The following is a 17,254-nucleotide window of genomic DNA, read 5'->3' as shown; positions in this document are numbered from 1 at the left end:
GTGGATGCGGTGGCCGTTGAAGGTCACGGCGCTGTAACGAAACAGCAAGGTTGGCGTGGGGCTGATCGATGCCTGCCATTCGCCTTCGGGCAAGGCGTCGCCACTGCCCTGTTTGGGCGGCGTCGGTTCGCGGTAAACGATGTCCTGTTCTTCGCGGATCGCCAGGCGACCGTCCTGGGAATAGTCATGACGCACGGTGACAAACAGCAGCGAGCCGGTTCGCCCGGTCTTTTCTTCGACCTGGGTGATGGTCGACACGCGGGTCGCCGCCTCACCCGCGCGCAAGGCATGCACGAACTCGATGCGCCCACCGGCCCACATGCGATTGCGGTTATCAGCGGGCGGCAGGAACCCGCCACGGGCCGGGTGGCCATCGGTGCCCAAGGCCGACTCCGGCAGCGGGTCCTGGAAAAAACACCACTGCCACAGCGGCGGCAAATCGGCGCCCTGTTCCGGCACAGCTTCGCCAAAAGTAGCGGCAATGCGTTTGAGCAGGTTAAGGCTCAGGTGGTCGTGGGCGGTCTCGCTTCGGCCGATCCAGTCAGTGGCGCTCATCGGGTGCAGGTCCTCGGGCAGTGAGTGTCTGCCCCGGATCATGCAAGCGCCTGCCCGTTCTGAGAATTTGCATTTCAATAAACCAGCGTTCGGTTATGCTGAACGCCAACTTCGAGTCCACCCTCATATCCTGTGGGAGCTGGCTTGTTGTGGCGAGGGAGCTTGCTCCCGTTGACTGCGCAGCAGTCTCCGGTTTTTGGGGGGCGCTTCGCACCCCAGCGCAAGCAAGCTTGCTCGCCACAACAAGCCAGCTCCCACACTTGAACCTCACCGTTGCCAAAATAGGGGTTTGCATGCATTTCGATCTCGCCGACCTGCGCCTGTTTATCCACATCGCCGAATCCCCCAGCCTCACCCAGGGCGCCAAGCGTGCGTTCCTCTCGCCGGCCGCTGCCAGTGCGCGGATCAAGGCGTTGGAAGGCCAGTTGGATACGCGCCTGCTGTACCGCGACAGCCGTGGCGTGGAGATCACCCCGGCGGGCGAGCGGCTGCTGCACCATGCGCGGCTGATCATGCGCCAGGTGGATTACCTAAAAAGCGAGTTCACCCAATACGGCGTGGATTCGGCCGGGCATATCCGAATCTTCGCCAACACCACGGCAGTGACCGAGTTTCTACCTGAGGTGCTGGCGGGCTTCCTGTCCCAGCGCCCGGGCGTGACCGTCGACCTGCAAGAGCGTTTATCCCGCGACATCGTACGTGGCGTGCTTGATGGCACCAGCGACATGGGCATCATTGCCGGGCCGGTAGAAGCGGCAGGTTTGCAGGTGTTGCACTTCAGCACCGATGAATTGGTCTTGATGGTGCCCGTGGGCCACCCATTGGCCGACCAGTCTTCGGTGACGCTGGAGCAAACCCTGGCCTACCAGCACATCGGCCTGCATGAAGGCAGCACGTTATTGAGTTTTTTGCGTGAACACGTCGATCGCCTGGGCAAGCAGTTGTCGCTGCGCATTCAGGTGTCGAGCTTCGAAGCGATCTGCCGAATGGTCGAGGCCGGCGTGGGCATCGGCATCATTCCCGAATCCGCCGCCGTGCGGCACAGCCGGACCATGCAGTTGGTGACGGTGAAGCTCGATGAGCCGTGGGCGATTCGCGAACGCAGTATTCTGGTGCGCGAGCTTGAGGCATTGCCGGGCACCATTCGGGCGTTGATCGCCACCTTGATGCCGGACACACTCAGTGCAGGCTGATGTTGCGCTGGCTGGCGTTATCAATATTGATATGGCTCAGCCGGCCCTGCCCATCGAACAGCAACAGATCAGACCCGAGGCGGCGAAGCTGGGCCGGCGATTGCGGCCAGTGCAACGTGACGCAAAGCCGATCGCTGGCACGGTGGATCACGTGCCAGCAGGTGTCGTGCTCCTCAACCCGATAACTGATCAGCAACCAGTCCTCAAATAGAAACGGGCTGACGGACTCATCCCATTCTTCTTCCGGTAAGTTGCCAGGCAGCCGGTAGCGCTTTCGAACCCCGTGCTGCTTCAGTATCAGCGTGGGTGTTCCATAGTCGTGCTTGATCCGATACTGCGCCGATTCAGCGGTGGCACTGGGAACCTGGAAGTCCGTCGCGACGATGTCAAACGCGCTTTCGCGGCTGACTAAACGCCGCTCCGGCAGACGATAATGCCACAGCATCAGGCACCCGCCCGGCGCCGACAGCCATAGGTATTCATTGTGTTCATCCACCTTGATGGCACGCACCGACTCCGGTAGATCACTCACATGCCAGAGCGTTTCAAAGCCACGGTCAACATCCACCACGCGCAACTGCGGGCCTTTGCCGATGGTCCAGTTGCTGCCATCAAACGCGTGTGCAAAGACATCCATGGCCAGCATACCGAGGTCTTTGGCGACACGATTGACCAGGTCCAGTTTGCTCACGCGCCATACATTCCCCCGCCAGATCAGCACCAACGCAACCTGTCGGCTATGGGCAATCACGATTTTCTGCGCCGGTACAGCAAAGTGAAACAACGTTGTGCCCGCCGCATCCACCACCATCACACCCGACTCGCCCAGCGCCACCAGGTAACGCTGGTCTTCCAGCGGCGCCGCGTCGAAAATCGGCCGGCTGCCAGCCGCCGGCGCAGCCCACTCGCGGGTGTCGCCCAAGTGCTCCAGTGAGACCACGGGCGTACGCTTCAGGGCTTGGCCCGGCAAGTCCGCCTGAAGCGCTTTATCGCGACTCATCTTGACCAGCGCTTGTAACTGGTTATGGGTCAGTTGGCCTTGATCGCTGAATTGATCGGCCAGAATCGCGTGCACAGTGGCACCTGCCAGCCAGGCCAAGGCGGTGGTGTGTGCCTTGTGTTGCAACAACGCCTGCGCCAGGGCGGCGCGTTCCCCGGCGCGCGCGGGGTCGTCACGCAATTGCTCGACCCACGGCCCGTAAGCGTGCAGCGTTTCGGGCAACAGGACCGCGCGTTTAACCAGCGCCTCAATGCCCAAGCGCCCGCCGGCAGCCTCGGCGTTGAGCAGCCATTGCGCGGCGCGTGGGCGCTCTGCGGGCAGGCTCCAAATAACATCGACGGCTTGCAACCACAGGCCTTTGGCGATCAACGACTCGGCCCATTCCAGGCGCAAGCGGTCGGCGGCTTCCGGCGACTTGGCCTGGAGCATCACCACGGCGTCAGCAAACGCATTGTCGCGCCGCGCCACCAGCACGGCGCGCTGCCACTGCTCGGCCAGGCACAGCAAGCGCACGATCACCGCAGGCGGCATGTCCCACGCCAGGGCCAGGTCAGCGGCCTGCTGATAGCGCGCGTGTTTCTCCAGGTAATCGAGAGCTTGCTGATGCTCCTTGAGCAATTCGGCAAGGACAAACACCGCTTCCTCGATACGACCGGCACGGTCCAGGCGTTCAAAAGTCTGGCGATACACCTGGCGCAAATGCTCGGTCAAGTCGTCTTCAAACAGCATCGAGCGCGCGGGGCCAGCCTTTTGGCTGAGGCTCAAATCCTCGCGGCGCTGTGGCGTACCAAAGCTCTGTTCACCGCTGGAGGCAGCGCCGTTCAAGGGGATCGCGTGGCGCAAGGCTTCTTCGAAATTGCCGTCTTCGAACATCTCCAACATGCGCTGCATGTAGGCGGCCTGGCGTTTGCCATACAGTTTGGACAGCTGGGAATGCTGGGTCAGCCGGGTCAACAAACGGCGCCACGCGGCAGGTTTATAACTGCGCGGGGTGGCACGCGCAGCGATGCCTGGGTTAGCGGGTGCGCGGGCCACCGGCCGGGGCGCCGCTTGGGCGGGGGCAGACGCGCCACGGTGCAGGAAGCGGTTCAACCCGTACAACAACGCGGTGATCACCACCATCCAGATCACGGCGCCCAGAAACATGCCGCCGAAGGACTGTGTGTGCTCGGCCAACAGCGCGGCGGGCTCGCTCTGGCCGAAGAGGCGGACCAGCCCACCCAGCAGTACCAGGCCGATCACGATTTTCAGCACCGGGGAAGAGACTTCGCGGGCGCTGTTTGCGTTGTTTTGCGCAGACGCCGCGCTGGCGCCAGGCCCTTTACTCGACGTGTGACGCGGGCGCTCCAGCAGTGCTTGCATGATTGCTTCGCGCTCCGGGCTGACGGGCTCCAGTGGCCCACCGAGGATTTCACGCAGGTCGGTGACCACCGCCTCCGGCAGCGTTGCCGGCAACGGGGTATGGCAGTCAAAGGTGTCGAGCAGCGTGTAGGTACTGATGTCGAGCCACAGCCCAGGCGTCAGCACGTGTGCATCGCGCAACTGCAATGCATGGATCTGGCTGCCGCGCACCAGCCACAAGTCGGCAACGGGCAGCCCGCGCAATTCCTCAGGGTGCAGCGCGGCAGACGACAAGCCCAGGCCCTGGCGGATCAGCGGCCAGCCGTGCAGGCTTTCGCAGTGTACCGGGCAAGGTGTGTGGAACTGCAGCAAGTCGCCGTCGGCAAAACGGTAGGCACGCGCGTCGACTTGCCAATACTTGAGGATCAGGCGCCTGCGCTCGCTCTCATCAAAACGCTCGGCGGCAAACCATAGGCCGTCAATCTGTTGGTGCCCGGTGAGTACCGGGCGGCGAATCAGCATCCGTTCTGGCTCATGCATTGGCAGCTTCCTGGGTGAGCTGCGGTGCCTGGTTGCACATCACTTGCAAACGCATGGAGCGCTCGCCAACCGAGTAAACCAGTAATTCGCGGTCAGTGGTCAGTACGGCGATCAAGCCGCTCATGGGGCAAAAGCTCGCGCGGGCAATTGGCGCCGAGGTGGTGAACAACGTGCGCTGTTGCCCCTCGGCGTACAGCCCGACGCTGTGCTGGTTCGGCCCCAGCAGCACCAGTGAGTAAGCCGGCCGTTGGGCGTACGTATAGTGCAGGCCGATGGCTTTCCAACCGGGCGCCAAGTCGATCTGTTCGTGTTTCGCCGGAAAGCTTTCATGGGTCACCAGGCGCCAACTCTGGTAGCCGTCCTCGGTGGTCAGCAGCGCGCAACCACCGCAGTACTGGCGCCAGTAAAAGTTGGCAGCCAACAATACCTGGCTGACGCCCGCTGCCGAGCCGACCGCATGACCATTGGCGCGTAAACCGTCAGCAGACCCGGAATACGCGACAATCTGCCCGCCTTCTCTGCGCGCATAAGCGATGGTCAAGGGGTCGACCTGCACCAGGCTCATCACGTCATCCGCCACCTGGCAAAGTTGACGCGACTTCCAATAGGCAAGCCGCCCCTGGCTGTCGAGCAAGTACACACGCACGGCGTTCTGACTGTGCAGCCAGACACTCGGCAGGAACGTCGCGGTGCCCGGTGGCAGTTGCAGCTGTTCACGGGCGGGCTTGTCGACGGTGGGCATACCGGGAATGTTCCAGAACGTCAGGCTGTCGTTGTCGCTCAACACGGCACCGAGGCTGCGGTGGTGAAAGGTGGTGCTCAATACACGCTGATGCTTGCCCCACAGACGGCGTCGAACCTCCAGCGACTTTTTCTGGTTTTTGTGCGGCAGCTTGATCACCACCATGCCCGCCTCATCGAGCAGGCGCAGCGCCACATAGTTACCGGCGCTGGAGATTACCGGCGGCAAGGTCAAGGCTACGCGTGGCACCGCACGTGCGAGATTCGGCGGCGGCGCCTGGACTTCATCGTCGAACTGGCCTTTGAGCAGTTGCACCGCGTGCGCCTCATCCGGCATAGGCAACAGCACGCGCCGCACAGAACCGGCTTGCAACTCGAATGACAGGCTGTGCCCATCCAGACTGCGCTGCACCTGCACCCGGTGCGTACAGGTCTTGGTCGTGTCCTTGGGCAAGCGTTGCCCGACTGTCCAGCACTCACCCAACGTCTCACCCTGCGTGGCCAGCCATTCCTGCCAGGCTTGCCAGTGCGCCGGGGCGACACTTTCATAGGTGCGCGCCCTGAGCAGTTGCTTGAGCTGCCCCGCGCTATCGAACTCATGCAGCAGCGGCGCGCCTTGCAGGATCCCCCAACGCAACTGCGCCCCTGCCTCCTCGGCACGCCGGGCCAGCAGCATCAGCAAGGCGATATGCACCAGCCGCGCGGCGCCCCATTGCAACGGGCCGGCGTCGAACAGCACGACAATCAGGCGGTTGGCTTCACGGGCGCGGTACTGCGGCGCCAGGAACATATGCTCGCCGCCGACAGCCCTGCGCATAAACTCATCCGGCACTTCATCGGCCAGCAGCCATTCGCTGGAAAGCAGGCGCTCGTAAGGCCCACGGCGTTGCAGATCGCCCACGCCATCCGGCTCAGGCACCCCGCCTTGCTGCCTACCGCGCAGTGGCCCCAGCACCGGGTTAAGCCGCCCAAGCAAGTCGGCGAACAGCGGCAGGTGCTGCGGCGCAAACCACTCCAGCCACTGGCGCCAGGGTTGCAAGGCTTCAGGCAGTTGCATGGCGGGTGCCCCAATTCGTCGCGATGCGCTGAAGGTGTTCAACCGTCACCGGCAACAGGCGATCCAACGGCACTACAACTTGCGGTTCGCGCCACAACAGCAAGGGCGAGCGCTTGAAACGTGCCGACAGCGTCTGGCCGAGCAAGTCTACCGGCACTGTCGGCTCCCAACTGGTGGGCAGCCATACGCCAGGCGCGCCGGGGTGTACTGCGGCGTATTCGACACCGTCGACCCACGGCAAATCCGCCACCGCCCCAGTGACGACCAATACATCGCCATTGGCGGTAGCGTGCAAGCGGACAGCCTGTTCATCTGCGAGCAGCAGCAAGCGCGCAAGCAAGCGGCGCGCGGCGTCGCCCCATCCGACGGCGGCTTGTGGTTCGGCAGGCTCCCGCCTTGGGCGCCAGGTCCAGGCGTAGTGGTCTGCACTCATGGCGTCAGCATTCGGGACAGTTGCCCGCGTACCTGCTGCAAGGTCTCCGGCATTGTCTCGCTATTGAAGTTGGCGTCGATCTCGCGCAGCAGCCCTTCGAGGGCCGGGCTGTCCGGCGGCTCGCTGCGGGCCAGGTAGTCTTGCGCAGTTTCCAGCAAGCGATTCAAGCGCGACATCGGTTGCAAGGTGGCCTCTTCGACCGCACTGAACAAATGGCTGTTGCTGGACGCGGCAAACAGGTCGCGCAGCACCTCGCGGCCATGCTGCTGAGTCTCTTTAGTGGGCAGCACATACAGCAGGGGCCATAGATCCGCGTCGCTGGCTTCCAGCCGCCCGCCCAGCAACGCGGCGGCCGCGATCAGCCGTTGAGACTTGACGATACGGCGGTCCGATAACGCTATGCCGGCTTCGCGCAGGCGCCGAATCGCCTGGGCCAGGGCTGGACGCACCGCGCCCAGGTCGACGTTTTTCAGGGCTTGGCTCAGCGTATCCAACTGGGCCAGACCCAGTAACTGTTGCACCGGGCGCTGCTCCGACTGCCAACCGCCCGCCAGCATGGCTTCCAGTTGATTGTCCGGCACCGAATCGACGAACAGGTGCAACAGGAAGCGGTCGCCAAACGCCGCCAGTGCCTCATCGTCCGGCAAACCGTTGGCCGCGCCGACACACACACGCAGCGGACATTGAATTTGAGTATGACCCCGGCGAAAGCGACGCTCGTTGAGCACGCCCAGCAAGGTATTGAGAATGGCGGTCGAGCCCAGGAAGACTTCATCGAGAAACACGATATCGGCCTCTGGCAGCATGCCGCTGACGTCGGTTTCCACCGTGCCTTCACGCAATTTCTTCAGGTCTACGGCACCAAAAAGCTCCGACGGCTCAGTGAAGCGCCCCAGCAAGTATTCGAAGTAACGCCCACCCATGGACTGCGCCACACGGCGTACCACGGCGCTCTTGGCCGTGCCAGGCGGGCCGATCACCAGAATGTGCTCTTGGGCGACCGCCGCCAGCACAATCAGCTCGGCCAATTGCTCGCGCCCGATCAATCCTTCGGTCGCCTTGCGCACAGCGTGGCGGATTTGCGTGGCAGCGCTTTGCAACTGAGCAATCATGGGTGTCTTCCCTGAAACCAAAGCAGAGAATCTTGCCTGAGGCTAAGGTATTAGCAAAGTGTTGTTACACACTCTTAGAGGAGCCAGCCCATGCAACTCGAAGGATCCTGCCATTGCGGCGCCGTAACATTCAGCCTGAACAGCCAGCATCCCTACCCGTACCAGCGTTGCTATTGCTCGATCTGCCGCAAGACCCAAGGCGGCGGCGGTTATGCGATCAACCTGGGCGGCGACGCCAAGAGTTTGAAGGTACGCGGGCGCAAGCTGATCTCGGTCTACCACGCCAGGCTCAAGCCCGAAGGCGCCAGCCGCGCGCATGCGAGCACTGCCGAACGGCATTTTTGCTCGCAATGCGGCAGCGCCTTGTGGCTGTTCAGCCCCGAATGGCCAGAGCTGATTCACCCGTTTGCTTCAGCCATCGACACGCCATTGCCGGTGCCGCCCGAGCACACGCACCTGATGCTCGGCTCGAAGGTGCCGTGGGTCGAAGTCAGTGTGCACAAAGGCGATTTGCAGTTCGACGAGTACCCCGAAGAATCTATCGCCCAGTGGCATGAGCGTTTGGGGCTCGCGCGTTAACACTCTTTGACAGTTTCTCGACAAAGCTCTCAAAGATTGTTGGCCAGCATCGCCTTAGCATTCGAGCATCCAAACCACCATTCGGGTGCTCTTCATGTTTCGCACATTGCGCGGTATTCCGTTATGGGGTTGCCTGCTCGGCACGCTCGGCTGCCACGTGCAGCCGCCTGCCCCGCCCGCGATTCCCAAGGGCGATTACGGCGCGATCATCCGTTACCTGCAAGCGCGCATCCCCAAGGACCTGGCCCGCGAGAATGTGCCCGGTTTGTCGATTGCGCTGGTCAATGGCCAGGAGCTGATCTGGGCGCGCGGCTTTGGCCTGGCCGACAAGGCCCAGGGTGTGCCGGTGACCGCCAACACGGCGTTTCGCGCCGGCGGCATTTCCAAGTTACTGACGGCCACAGCGGCCATGCAGTTGGTCGACCAACAGCGCCTGGCCCTCGACGCGCCGATCCAGCAGACCTTGCGCGAATTCTACGTGCGTTCGCGCTTTCATACTGACCAGGCCGCCGCCGACCGCGACATCACCCTGCGCCGCCTGCTCAGCCATCAATCCGGCTTGCCCAGCGAGCACCTGCGCGACGTGCGCAGCACTTACGCCATGGGCCAGATGCCGATGCGGGTGTCGGGTGTATGGCTGAGCAGCCCGCCAGGCTCGCAGGTGGCCTATTCCAACCTCGGTTATTCGCTGGTCGGTGCGGCCATCGAGCGCAGCAGCGGCAAGAGTTTTGAAGCCCAACTGCAAAGCCGCCTGCTCAAGCCCCTGGAGATGAACCAGTCGAGTTTTGTCGGCACCGGCACGCAATTGAGCTTTCGCGCCCTGGGCTACGAAGACGGCGTGGCAAGTACCGATGCACAGGTGCGTGACCTTGCCGCCGGCGGCTTGTGGGCCAGCCCCAAAGACCTTAGCCATTATGTGCAGATGCTGTTTGCCCACGGCCTCTATAAGGGCAACCGTGTGCTTGAGAGCCCGTCGATTGATCAGATGTTCACCCAGCAAAACACCGGCAATGCCCTGGACTTCGATTGCCAGATGGGCCTGGGCTGGTTCCTGGCGCCCTGCGGCGATGAACCCGTCGCCCCCGGCGTGCGCACTTACCAGCACAGTGGCGGCGGCGATGATTTTGCCGCGCAGCTGAGCGTACTGCCAGACCAGCAGTTGGCGGTGATCATCATGGCCAATGACAGCAACGCCGAAGAACTGGTCGCGCGCCTGGCCACCGAGACCCTGCGCCTGATGTTCCAGGCGCAAACCGGGCAGTCCGTGTGCGCCGACGACTGCCAGGCGCCCAGCCATGGGCTCAAGTTGCGCCAGGTGCCCGCCGCCGTCGACCGCAAGCGCCTGGCCGGGTTTTATGCCACGGCCTGGGGCGTATTCCGGGTCAAGGATGAGGGCGATCGACTGAGCGGTGAGCTGGCCGGGTTTGACTTCGAGTTGTTGCGCGACGAACACGGCTGGCTGCGCGCGCAGAAAAAAGTCCTTGGCTTTTGGCTCAAGGACTTGGGTGAGCTGGGCCGCGTGCAGCTGGACGTGGTCACGGTGCAGGGCCGCCAAGTACTCACGGCCCGCAGCCATGGCCAACGCCTGGCCATCGGCGAGCGCATCGACCCGCCGCCGCTGCCGCTGGCGTGGGCCAACACCATCGGCACCTACCAGGTGCTTAACACCCACGAACCCGACGCGCCGTTGAGCGGTATCAGCGTGCGCCTGGAAGAAGGCTTTCTGGTGATTCGCGGCCAATTGCACAACGAGCCGCTCACCGACTACATCCTGCTTCCCGTCGACAACGCCCACGCGGTGCTGGCCGGCAACGGCTACGGCCTGGGCGACACGGTAAGCCGCCAGGTAAACGGACTCAGCGCTTCGGGTTACTCCTTCAAACGCACGCAATCGCGAGATAAACCCTTGAGTTTCTGAACCTGGGCTGAAGCAAAAGCCATCATTGCGCACCAATACAATTTACCAACAGAACTGAACACCCCCTGCCGCTACGTTGGTGCTCGAACGCTTCATTCAATATCAACCGATCAGTGACATCGTGCATTGGCGCGCCGACCAACGCGCCCATCGCATGAATACCGCAGTATCCGTATTTAACCGGGGAACGACCATCAAGCCTCTTAACCGATCGCATGCCTTTCGATCGCTATGCGCACTCTCGTTAGTGTCAATGGCGCTTGCAGGATGCTCAACAGCCCCCCTGCCGGTATTGAAACCGTCTACACCGGAGCAATGGCGCAACGTCCAACCTTCTCTTGCGCCGCCCCAACCCGACCTGAACCAATGGTGGCATGCATTCAACGACCCCCAGCTCAATGCGTTGGTGGATCGTGCACTGCAAAACAACCTGAACGTCGCCGTAGCGGTGGAGCGCTTGCGCGCCATCCGGATTATGAGCCAGCACGCGCAGTCCCCTTACCTGCCCTCGCTGAGTATAAAAACCAAGGATGCCGTCAGCCCTGATACCAGTACTTCTTATTTCCTGATCGGCTTCGATTCGGTCTGGGAGTTGCCATTGTTTGGCATGCAACAAAGTGCCGAGCGCCTCGCCCAAGGGAACCAGGCATTGGCGGATAACAACCTGCGCACCCTACAAGTTTCATTGGTGGCTGAAGTCAGCCGGCGCTGGATCGAATTGCGAGCAGCCCAACAAACGGAGCAGACCCTTGCAACCCTGCGCGAAGTTGGCCATGGAAAACTGGCACGGCTGCGCGCCCGGGAACAGCTCGCACTGGCCTCCTGCGCAGACGTTGCCGCTGCACAGGCTGAACTGGCCCTCGCTGAAATGGCGCTGACGCGCGTGCACCAGCGGACAAACCGCAGCGCGCAGCAATTGGCATTATTGTTGGGCCAGAGCGCGCCCGACCCTCTTTGGCTGCAACCGGGGCGGCTACCGACGCTCGGTGACTGGCAACTCAATAGCGTTCCCACAGACCTGTTGCGCACCCGCCCGGAAATTGCCGGCGCCGAAGCCTCGGTGATTATCGCCGCCGGTGAGCTGGGAATGAGCCAGGCCGATATTTACCCGCACATCAGCTTCGGCACCTCACTGCAGTGGTCGCTCAATATCGCCAGCAACCGCAACAATACCCCCAATGGCAACAGCATCTTCTCGGCGGGCCCCGGCATCAGTATTCCCTTGTTCGACTGGGGCCTGCGCGTGGCGGCTGCGAAAGCCAAGGACCACCATCTGCAGGCCGCCGTCCTCGGGTATCGCCAAGCGGTGCTGGAGGGGGTTGCCGAAGTCGAAAACGCCTTGGGTGACCTGGAGCAATTACGTGCACGCGAACAATTGTCCCGTCAGGCCTATGCCGCCAGGCAAACCCAGCTTGGCGCACTGCAACAACGGGCAGCGTTGAAGCTCTTGAGTCCATTGGACCTGGTAGAAGCGCAGGTTCAGACACTGCATGCGCAGCAACAAGTCGACCGGGCCGGCACCGAGCGTGCCATTGCCTACGTCGCACTCTACAAGGCACTCGGCGGCGCACCGTTGCCCAGCGCTGCACCTCAGACAGCCACGCGCCATAAGGAGACTGACTGATGGTTGCGCTTGCACGCCTGACGCTGATCCATGAATGGCGGCGCTTCCTGCCAGCGATTATTGCAGTGGGCTTCGCAGGGCTGCTGCAACTGCTTCAGACCGCGTTGGTACTGGGTATCTTCAGCAGCGCCAGTGTGTACGTCACCGGCTCGCGCGCCGACCTTTGGGTGGGCTATCCCGGCACCCAAAGCGTCAACCTGGGTCGACCGATCGATGCCGGTGTAGAGATGCGTATACGCATGGACCCCGATGTCCTCAGGGTCGAGCCCTACCGCTGGGTGGATGCTGACTGGCGGGGTACCCAGGACACAGGTGGAGTCTCGGTATTTGTTTCCGGTATCGACGCAGACCCACAAGGTTTGATGTTCGCCCGCTTACTGCCCGGCTCGTTGCGGGCACGCCTGAATGAACCGGGAGCGGTCATCGTTGACCGCGCCGACCTCGACAGCCTGGGCCTTGATCCTGGAAACGCGGCCACTATCAACGGCCACCGGGTGCATGTAGTCGGCGTCATCAGCGGATTACGCGCACTGGGTGGGGTTAACGTGATTGCATCGTTAGCCACGGCCCGCCAGCTGGATACGAGCGCCGATACAGATCGCATAACCTACTGGGTGGCCAAGGTCCGAGACCCCAGTCAGGCGGACGCGGTTGCAGCACGCATCGACGGCAGCCCGGCATTCGGCAAATACGCGGTGTGGACCGCAGCGCAGTTCAGCTACCGCTCGCAGATGCATTGGATGTTCGACACCGGGGCCGGCGCGGGTGTGTTGTTTTTGGCAGTGATCGTGTTCCTGGTAGGGGCGGTGATTACCAGCCAGACCCTGGTGGCGGCCGTGATTGGATCGATCCGCGAATACGCAACCCTTAACGCCCTCGGCGTCGGCGTCACGTCTCTGCGCAAAGTCGTGATGGAACAAGCGTTCTGGGTGGGCGCCCTGGGCTTGCTGGGCAGCACTGGGCTGACCGGTCTGTTCTTCGCCCTGGCGCATTACTACAACGTTCCGATGACTCTTTCCCCCGTCGCAGCCCTGGCCTGCCTGCTCTTGAACATGACCCTGGCCCTGGTTTCCGGCCTGGCCGCGATACACTCATTGCGTCATGCCGACCCAGCAAGCCTTTTGAGATAGAACCCACGATGACCACATCCTTCACCCTGCATGCCACTGGCATCGGCAAGGCATTTGTATCAGGCCAGGTTATGACCCCTGTACTGCACGACATCACCCTGGCAATAAGGCCCGCGGAACTGACCCTGATCGCGGGGCCATCCGGTTGCGGAAAAAGCACGCTGCTGGCGATTCTCAGCGGCTTGCAGCAACCCGACCAAGGCCGTGTGGAGGCCCTCGGGCAAAGCCTGGGAACGCTTGCCCCACGGGCGCTGGAGCATTTTCGACTGCATCACACGGGCTTCATATTCCAAGGCTTCAATCTGTTCCCGGCGCTGACGGCCTTGCAACAGGTCGAGTTGCCCCTGAGTTACCTCGGGCTCACTTCGCAGGAAGTGCGCAGGCGCGCGACTCAGGCTCTGGAAGATGTAGGCCTCGGTTCGCGCATGGCCTTGCGCCCGGCCGCGCTGTCCGGGGGAGAAAAACAACGGGTGGCTATCGCCCGCGCCGTGGCGAAGGCGCCCGAGTTGCTGTTCGCAGACGAACCCACCAGCGCCCTGGACGCGGCCAACGGCCAGATCGTGATCGATATCTTGCACCGTATCGCCCGTGAACGCGGCACTACGGTGCTGTGCGTCAGCCACGACCCGCGTTTGATCAGCCACACCGACCGTGTATTGGCCATTGAAGACGGCCGCATCATCAGCGACTCCCACCATCACCTGCGGCCCGCCAGCCCTGCCGCCCCCCAGGAACACTGCGTATGAATGTCCGCTCCCTCTCCCCTTGGCTGACCCTGTTCAGTGCCTGTTTGCTCCTGAACGGCTGTTCACGTGAGGATACGCCGGCTCAAGCCACGGCCTCGTCACCGACTTACCTGGCAGTGGCTCGCGGCCGCGTCGATGTCGAGGGTGGCCTGCTCAACCTGCAGTTTGCCCGCGATGGCGTGGTGGCCGAGATCAAAGTCAAAGAAGGTGATTCTGTAAAAAAAGGTCAACTGCTCGCCTCCCTGGACAGCGAACAGGCGCGCCTGGCCGTAAGTGCCGCGCTTGCCGACCAACAACAGGCTCAAGTGCACGCCAGGCACCTGCAAAGACAGTTCAACTTTGCCGACCAGAAAGCCACGCGCCTGTCAAAGGCGGCCGCGGCTGGAGCCGCAGATGGCCAGAGTGCCGATGATGCGCGCGAGGCCGCCGAGCAACTGCGCGACGCTATTGAAAAAAACCAAGGACACCTCGAAGCCGCCACAAGAACACTCACCGGTGCGCGCTACGAACTGACCCAGCGCAACCTCTATGCACCGGCGGACGCCGAAGTCGTGCGGCGCCTGACCCAACCTGGCGCTACCGTTTCATCGGAGTCAGGGCCTGCCTTCGTGTTGCTGCCGAACGAGGTACGCATCGTGCGAGCCGAGCTGAACGAGTCGTTTATTGCGCAGGTCCACGCCGGTATGAAAGCCGAAATATCGACCGAAAACGGCAACGACCAACCGTCGCTGTCCGGTCATGTGGTGCGTATCAGCTCCGTGCTGGGTAACAGCACGCTTGAAGGCGACCCACAGGCACGAGCCAATATGCGTACCGTGGAATGCATAGTGGCGTTCGAACAACCTGCACCTGCGTCACTGCGTGTGGGCCAGCGCATGCTGGTACGGTTCGGGGCACCTTAAAGCCTTTGGCGGCTGCCCGCGACCGCCGGCAACCGCCTACTCGCCATACGCCCACGTCATCCGAAACGACGCCCCGCCCCACTCCGAGTCCAGCACTTCAACCTGCCCGCCATGCCACTGGCTGACGCGTTTGACCAACGCCAGGCCCAAGCCAAAGCCGCCGGTGCGGCGATCGCGGCTGGCATCCAGGCGCAGGAAGGGTTCGAAGATTTTGGAACGGCCCTCCATCGGCACACCTGGGCCATCATCATTGACCCGCACTTCGTAACCATTGCCGAACTTGACCAGCGACACTTCTACACGGCGCTCGGCATAACGAATGGCATTGCGCAGCAGGTTGATCACTGCGCGCGCCATAAAGCGCGGCTCGATCTGGATAAAGTCTACGTCACAGGTGCGCAACGAGAGCTGCACACCCGCGGCTTCAGCTTCCAGGGCCACACTGCCGATCACACTATCGAGCCAGCTATGCGCTTCGATATTTTCCCGGGTGACCTGTGTGGCGCCGCGCTCCAGGCTGGCATAGGTCAACAACTCAGACACCATTTCTTCCAGTTCGCCAAGGTCGGCGTACATATCGGCGATCAATTCGCGGCTCTGGCGTGGGTCGGCCTGTTGCTTGAGTTGGTCCAGCTCAAACGACAAGCGCGCAATCGGTGTGCGCAACTCATGGGACACCGCGTTGGTCAGTTCACGCTGGTTGGCGATCAGGCTTTCGATGCGCTCGGCCATCTGGTTGAAGTGCCCGGCCAGCTCACGCACGGTGGAACGGCGCGGCAGCAGGATGCGCGAGCCGAGGTCGTTATCGCCAAAACGCTGCGCGGCCAGGCGGATATGCTCCAGGTCGCGCCAATGCGGGCGTACCCAAAAATACAGGACGATGGCCAGGCTCACACCCAGGAAGCCATAGGCCCACAGGTACAACCATTTGGGCTCTTCCGGCAGTTTGATCTGCAACAATTGCGGGCCGCCATCAATGGTGGTCAGGAACTCCATGAAGTCGCCGCGCACCACCAGTTGGCCGCCCGCCAACAGTTGCTGTTCGCGGTCATTGAGCGCCAGGGTGTCGCGCGGCACCAGCTTGAGGCGCAAACCATAATGGGGTTGCAGCTCAGCCAGGCGCGCATCGCGGGCCGCCCCCTGCACCGGGCGCAGTTGCTCGACCAGGCCATAGGCCGGCCCGCGCAAGGCTTCACGGTTATAAACCTCGTTGGCCTCGGGCAATAACTCATCGAAGGTGTAGTTGACCAGCCAGATTGCCCCGGCCAACCCCAGCGCCAGGATCACATACAGGCGCAGAAACAGGCGCAGCATCTAAACCTCCCACGCAAACGGATTGAACAGATATCCCTTGCCCCAGATGGTCTTGATGCACACCGGTTCGCGCGGGTTGTCATTGAGCTTGCTGCGCAATTTGCTGATGTATACGTCGACACTGCGGTTCAGGCCGTCGAAGGCAATACCGCGCATGCGGTTGAGAATGTCGTCGCGCGAAAGGATAGTCCCAGAGTGACTGGCCAGCAGCCACAGCAACTCAAACTCCATGGTGGTGAGGTCGATGGCCTCACCGCCCAGGCTGACGCCCCGGCAACTGCGATCAATCGACAAGCGGCCGAACTCCAGCGCACCGCGCACCGTGGGCTCCGGCACCTGGCGGCGCTGCAGCGCGCGCAGGCGGGCGAGCAATACCGGCGGCTTGATCGGTTTGATCACGTAGTCATCGGCGCCCGACTCCAGGCCCAGGATGTGGTCCAGGTCGTCTTCCTTGGCGGTGAGGATGACGATGGGCGTGTCGGACACGCTGCGAATTCCCCGGCACACGTGCAGCCCGCTCTGGCCCGGCAGCATCAGGTCGAGCACCACAATTTTCGGTTTGAAGTCGAGAAACGCCGCCAAGGCCTCATCGCCCCGGTGCACCACGCGCACCTCGAAACCGTGTTGCGACAGGAAGTGCGCGATCAGCCCTGCCAGCTTTTCATCGTCCTCAACGAGCAGGACCTTGCCCAGACCCAGGTTTTCCATAAGTTCTCAGTGTGGATGCGCGGATTGAAGTTGGAGCATTATAGGTGGCAAGCTGGCCTGAAAAGGTACTGGGCGCGGCAAAAAAAGCCTTTCTGTGGGGCTTTCGAACAACCTTCATGTTTTTAAAGGTTTTTAACATTTCACCCGGAGTTTTTAACGTATCAAATCGCGGCGTTCGCAGCCTTGCCCAAGAAAGATAGTGATTTTTCTGACAGCCATAACTCACGTCATTTTCGGAAGTTTCGACACTAGCATTTATTGAGTAAACGCCTTAAATTGTCACGACGCAGTGACAAAACAGTGACGCGGCCGTCGTTGACAGCCCAACAACGCCAATGAAACTATCCATGCACTTTTCAGC

General features: G+C 62.1%; 14 protein-coding genes. 7 read left to right on the top strand and 7 right to left on the bottom strand.

Features of this window, described 5'->3' with window-relative positions; all coding sequences use genetic code 11:
- The coding region (locus tag FEM54_RS06730; protein ID WP_138450117.1) for an HTD2 family dehydratase at positions 1-555 on the bottom strand (555 nt) is incomplete at its 3' end.
- Positions 556-848: 293 nt separating this feature from the next.
- On the opposite strand from FEM54_RS06730, the gene FEM54_RS06725 reads away from it, so the two are divergent.
- The gene (locus FEM54_RS06725) at positions 849-1,748 is read left to right on the top strand and encodes a LysR family transcriptional regulator (protein WP_017137479.1); all 900 of its coding nucleotides are present in this window, start codon (positions 849-851) and stop codon (positions 1,746-1,748) included.
- Here FEM54_RS06725 and FEM54_RS06720 read toward each other — a convergent pair.
- The 4 genes from FEM54_RS06720 to FEM54_RS06705 are packed head-to-tail and all read right to left on the bottom strand — an operon-like array spanning position 1,735 to position 7,972.
- The gene (locus tag FEM54_RS06720; RefSeq protein ID WP_138450116.1) at positions 1,735-4,629 is read right to left on the bottom strand and encodes a bpX6 domain-containing protein; all 2,895 of its coding nucleotides are present in this window, start codon (positions 4,627-4,629) and stop codon (positions 1,735-1,737) included. The two genes, FEM54_RS06725 and FEM54_RS06720, sit on opposite strands and share 14 nt — an antisense overlap.
- A complete protein-coding gene (locus FEM54_RS06715; protein ID WP_138450114.1) occupies positions 4,622-6,427 on the bottom strand; it encodes a hypothetical protein in 1,806 nt (601 codons plus the stop codon). The genes FEM54_RS06720 and FEM54_RS06715 overlap by 8 nt, the downstream gene beginning before the upstream one ends.
- Positions 6,414-6,860 (bottom strand): bpX5 domain-containing protein, encoded by a 447-nt coding sequence (locus FEM54_RS06710; protein ID WP_017137482.1) that lies wholly within the window; start codon positions 6,858-6,860, stop codon positions 6,414-6,416. Before FEM54_RS06710 ends, FEM54_RS06715 begins: the two co-directional genes overlap by 14 nt.
- Complete coding sequence (locus FEM54_RS06705) at positions 6,857-7,972, bottom strand: AAA family ATPase (RefSeq protein ID WP_017137483.1); 1,116 nt, start codon at positions 7,970-7,972, stop codon at positions 6,857-6,859. The genes FEM54_RS06710 and FEM54_RS06705 overlap by 4 nt, the downstream gene beginning before the upstream one ends.
- Before the next feature lie 90 nt (positions 7,973-8,062).
- Between FEM54_RS06705 and FEM54_RS06700 the strand changes: the two genes are divergently transcribed.
- The 6 genes from FEM54_RS06700 (at position 8,063) to FEM54_RS06675 (ending at position 14,871) form a co-directional block, all read left to right on the top strand.
- The gene (locus FEM54_RS06700; RefSeq protein WP_017137484.1) at positions 8,063-8,551 is read left to right on the top strand and encodes a GFA family protein; all 489 of its coding nucleotides are present in this window, start codon (positions 8,063-8,065) and stop codon (positions 8,549-8,551) included.
- Positions 8,552-8,645: 94 nt separating this feature from the next.
- Positions 8,646-10,469, top strand: coding sequence for a serine hydrolase domain-containing protein (locus FEM54_RS06695; RefSeq protein WP_017137485.1), 1,824 nt, complete (start codon positions 8,646-8,648; stop codon positions 10,467-10,469).
- A gap of 292 nt (positions 10,470-10,761) precedes the next feature.
- Entirely contained in the window at positions 10,762-12,093 is a 1,332-nt protein-coding gene (locus tag FEM54_RS06690) for a TolC family protein (protein WP_017137486.1), read from the top strand.
- Positions 12,093-13,223 (top strand): ABC transporter permease, encoded by a 1,131-nt coding sequence (locus tag FEM54_RS06685; RefSeq protein ID WP_138450112.1) that lies wholly within the window; start codon positions 12,093-12,095, stop codon positions 13,221-13,223. Before FEM54_RS06690 ends, FEM54_RS06685 begins: the two co-directional genes overlap by 1 nt.
- Before the next feature lie 8 nt (positions 13,224-13,231).
- Positions 13,232-13,969 carry an ABC transporter ATP-binding protein gene (locus FEM54_RS06680; protein WP_099549613.1) on the top strand — a complete coding sequence of 246 codons (738 nt, stop codon included), beginning with the start codon at positions 13,232-13,234 and terminating at the stop codon, positions 13,967-13,969.
- Positions 13,966-14,871, top strand: coding sequence for an HlyD family secretion protein (locus FEM54_RS06675; RefSeq protein WP_138450110.1), 906 nt, complete (start codon positions 13,966-13,968; stop codon positions 14,869-14,871). Before FEM54_RS06680 ends, FEM54_RS06675 begins: the two co-directional genes overlap by 4 nt.
- Before the next feature lie 36 nt (positions 14,872-14,907).
- Here the strand turns inward: FEM54_RS06675 and FEM54_RS06670 are convergent, their stop codons facing one another.
- Positions 14,908-16,185, bottom strand: a complete 1,278-nt coding sequence (locus FEM54_RS06670) for an ATP-binding protein (protein WP_017137490.1) — start codon at positions 16,183-16,185, stop codon at positions 14,908-14,910.
- On the bottom strand, positions 16,186-16,893 hold the full coding sequence (locus FEM54_RS06665) for a winged helix-turn-helix domain-containing protein (RefSeq protein ID WP_017137491.1): 708 nt from the start codon (positions 16,891-16,893) through the stop codon (positions 16,186-16,188).
- Positions 16,894-17,254: the final 361 nt, after the last annotated feature.

The organism is Pseudomonas edaphica, assembly GCF_005863185.1.
Taxonomy (GTDB): Bacteria; Pseudomonadota; Gammaproteobacteria; order Pseudomonadales; family Pseudomonadaceae; genus Aquipseudomonas; species Aquipseudomonas edaphica.
The sequence above is the reverse complement of the archived record's forward strand: the minus strand, read 5'-3'. Positions and strand labels throughout refer to the sequence as shown.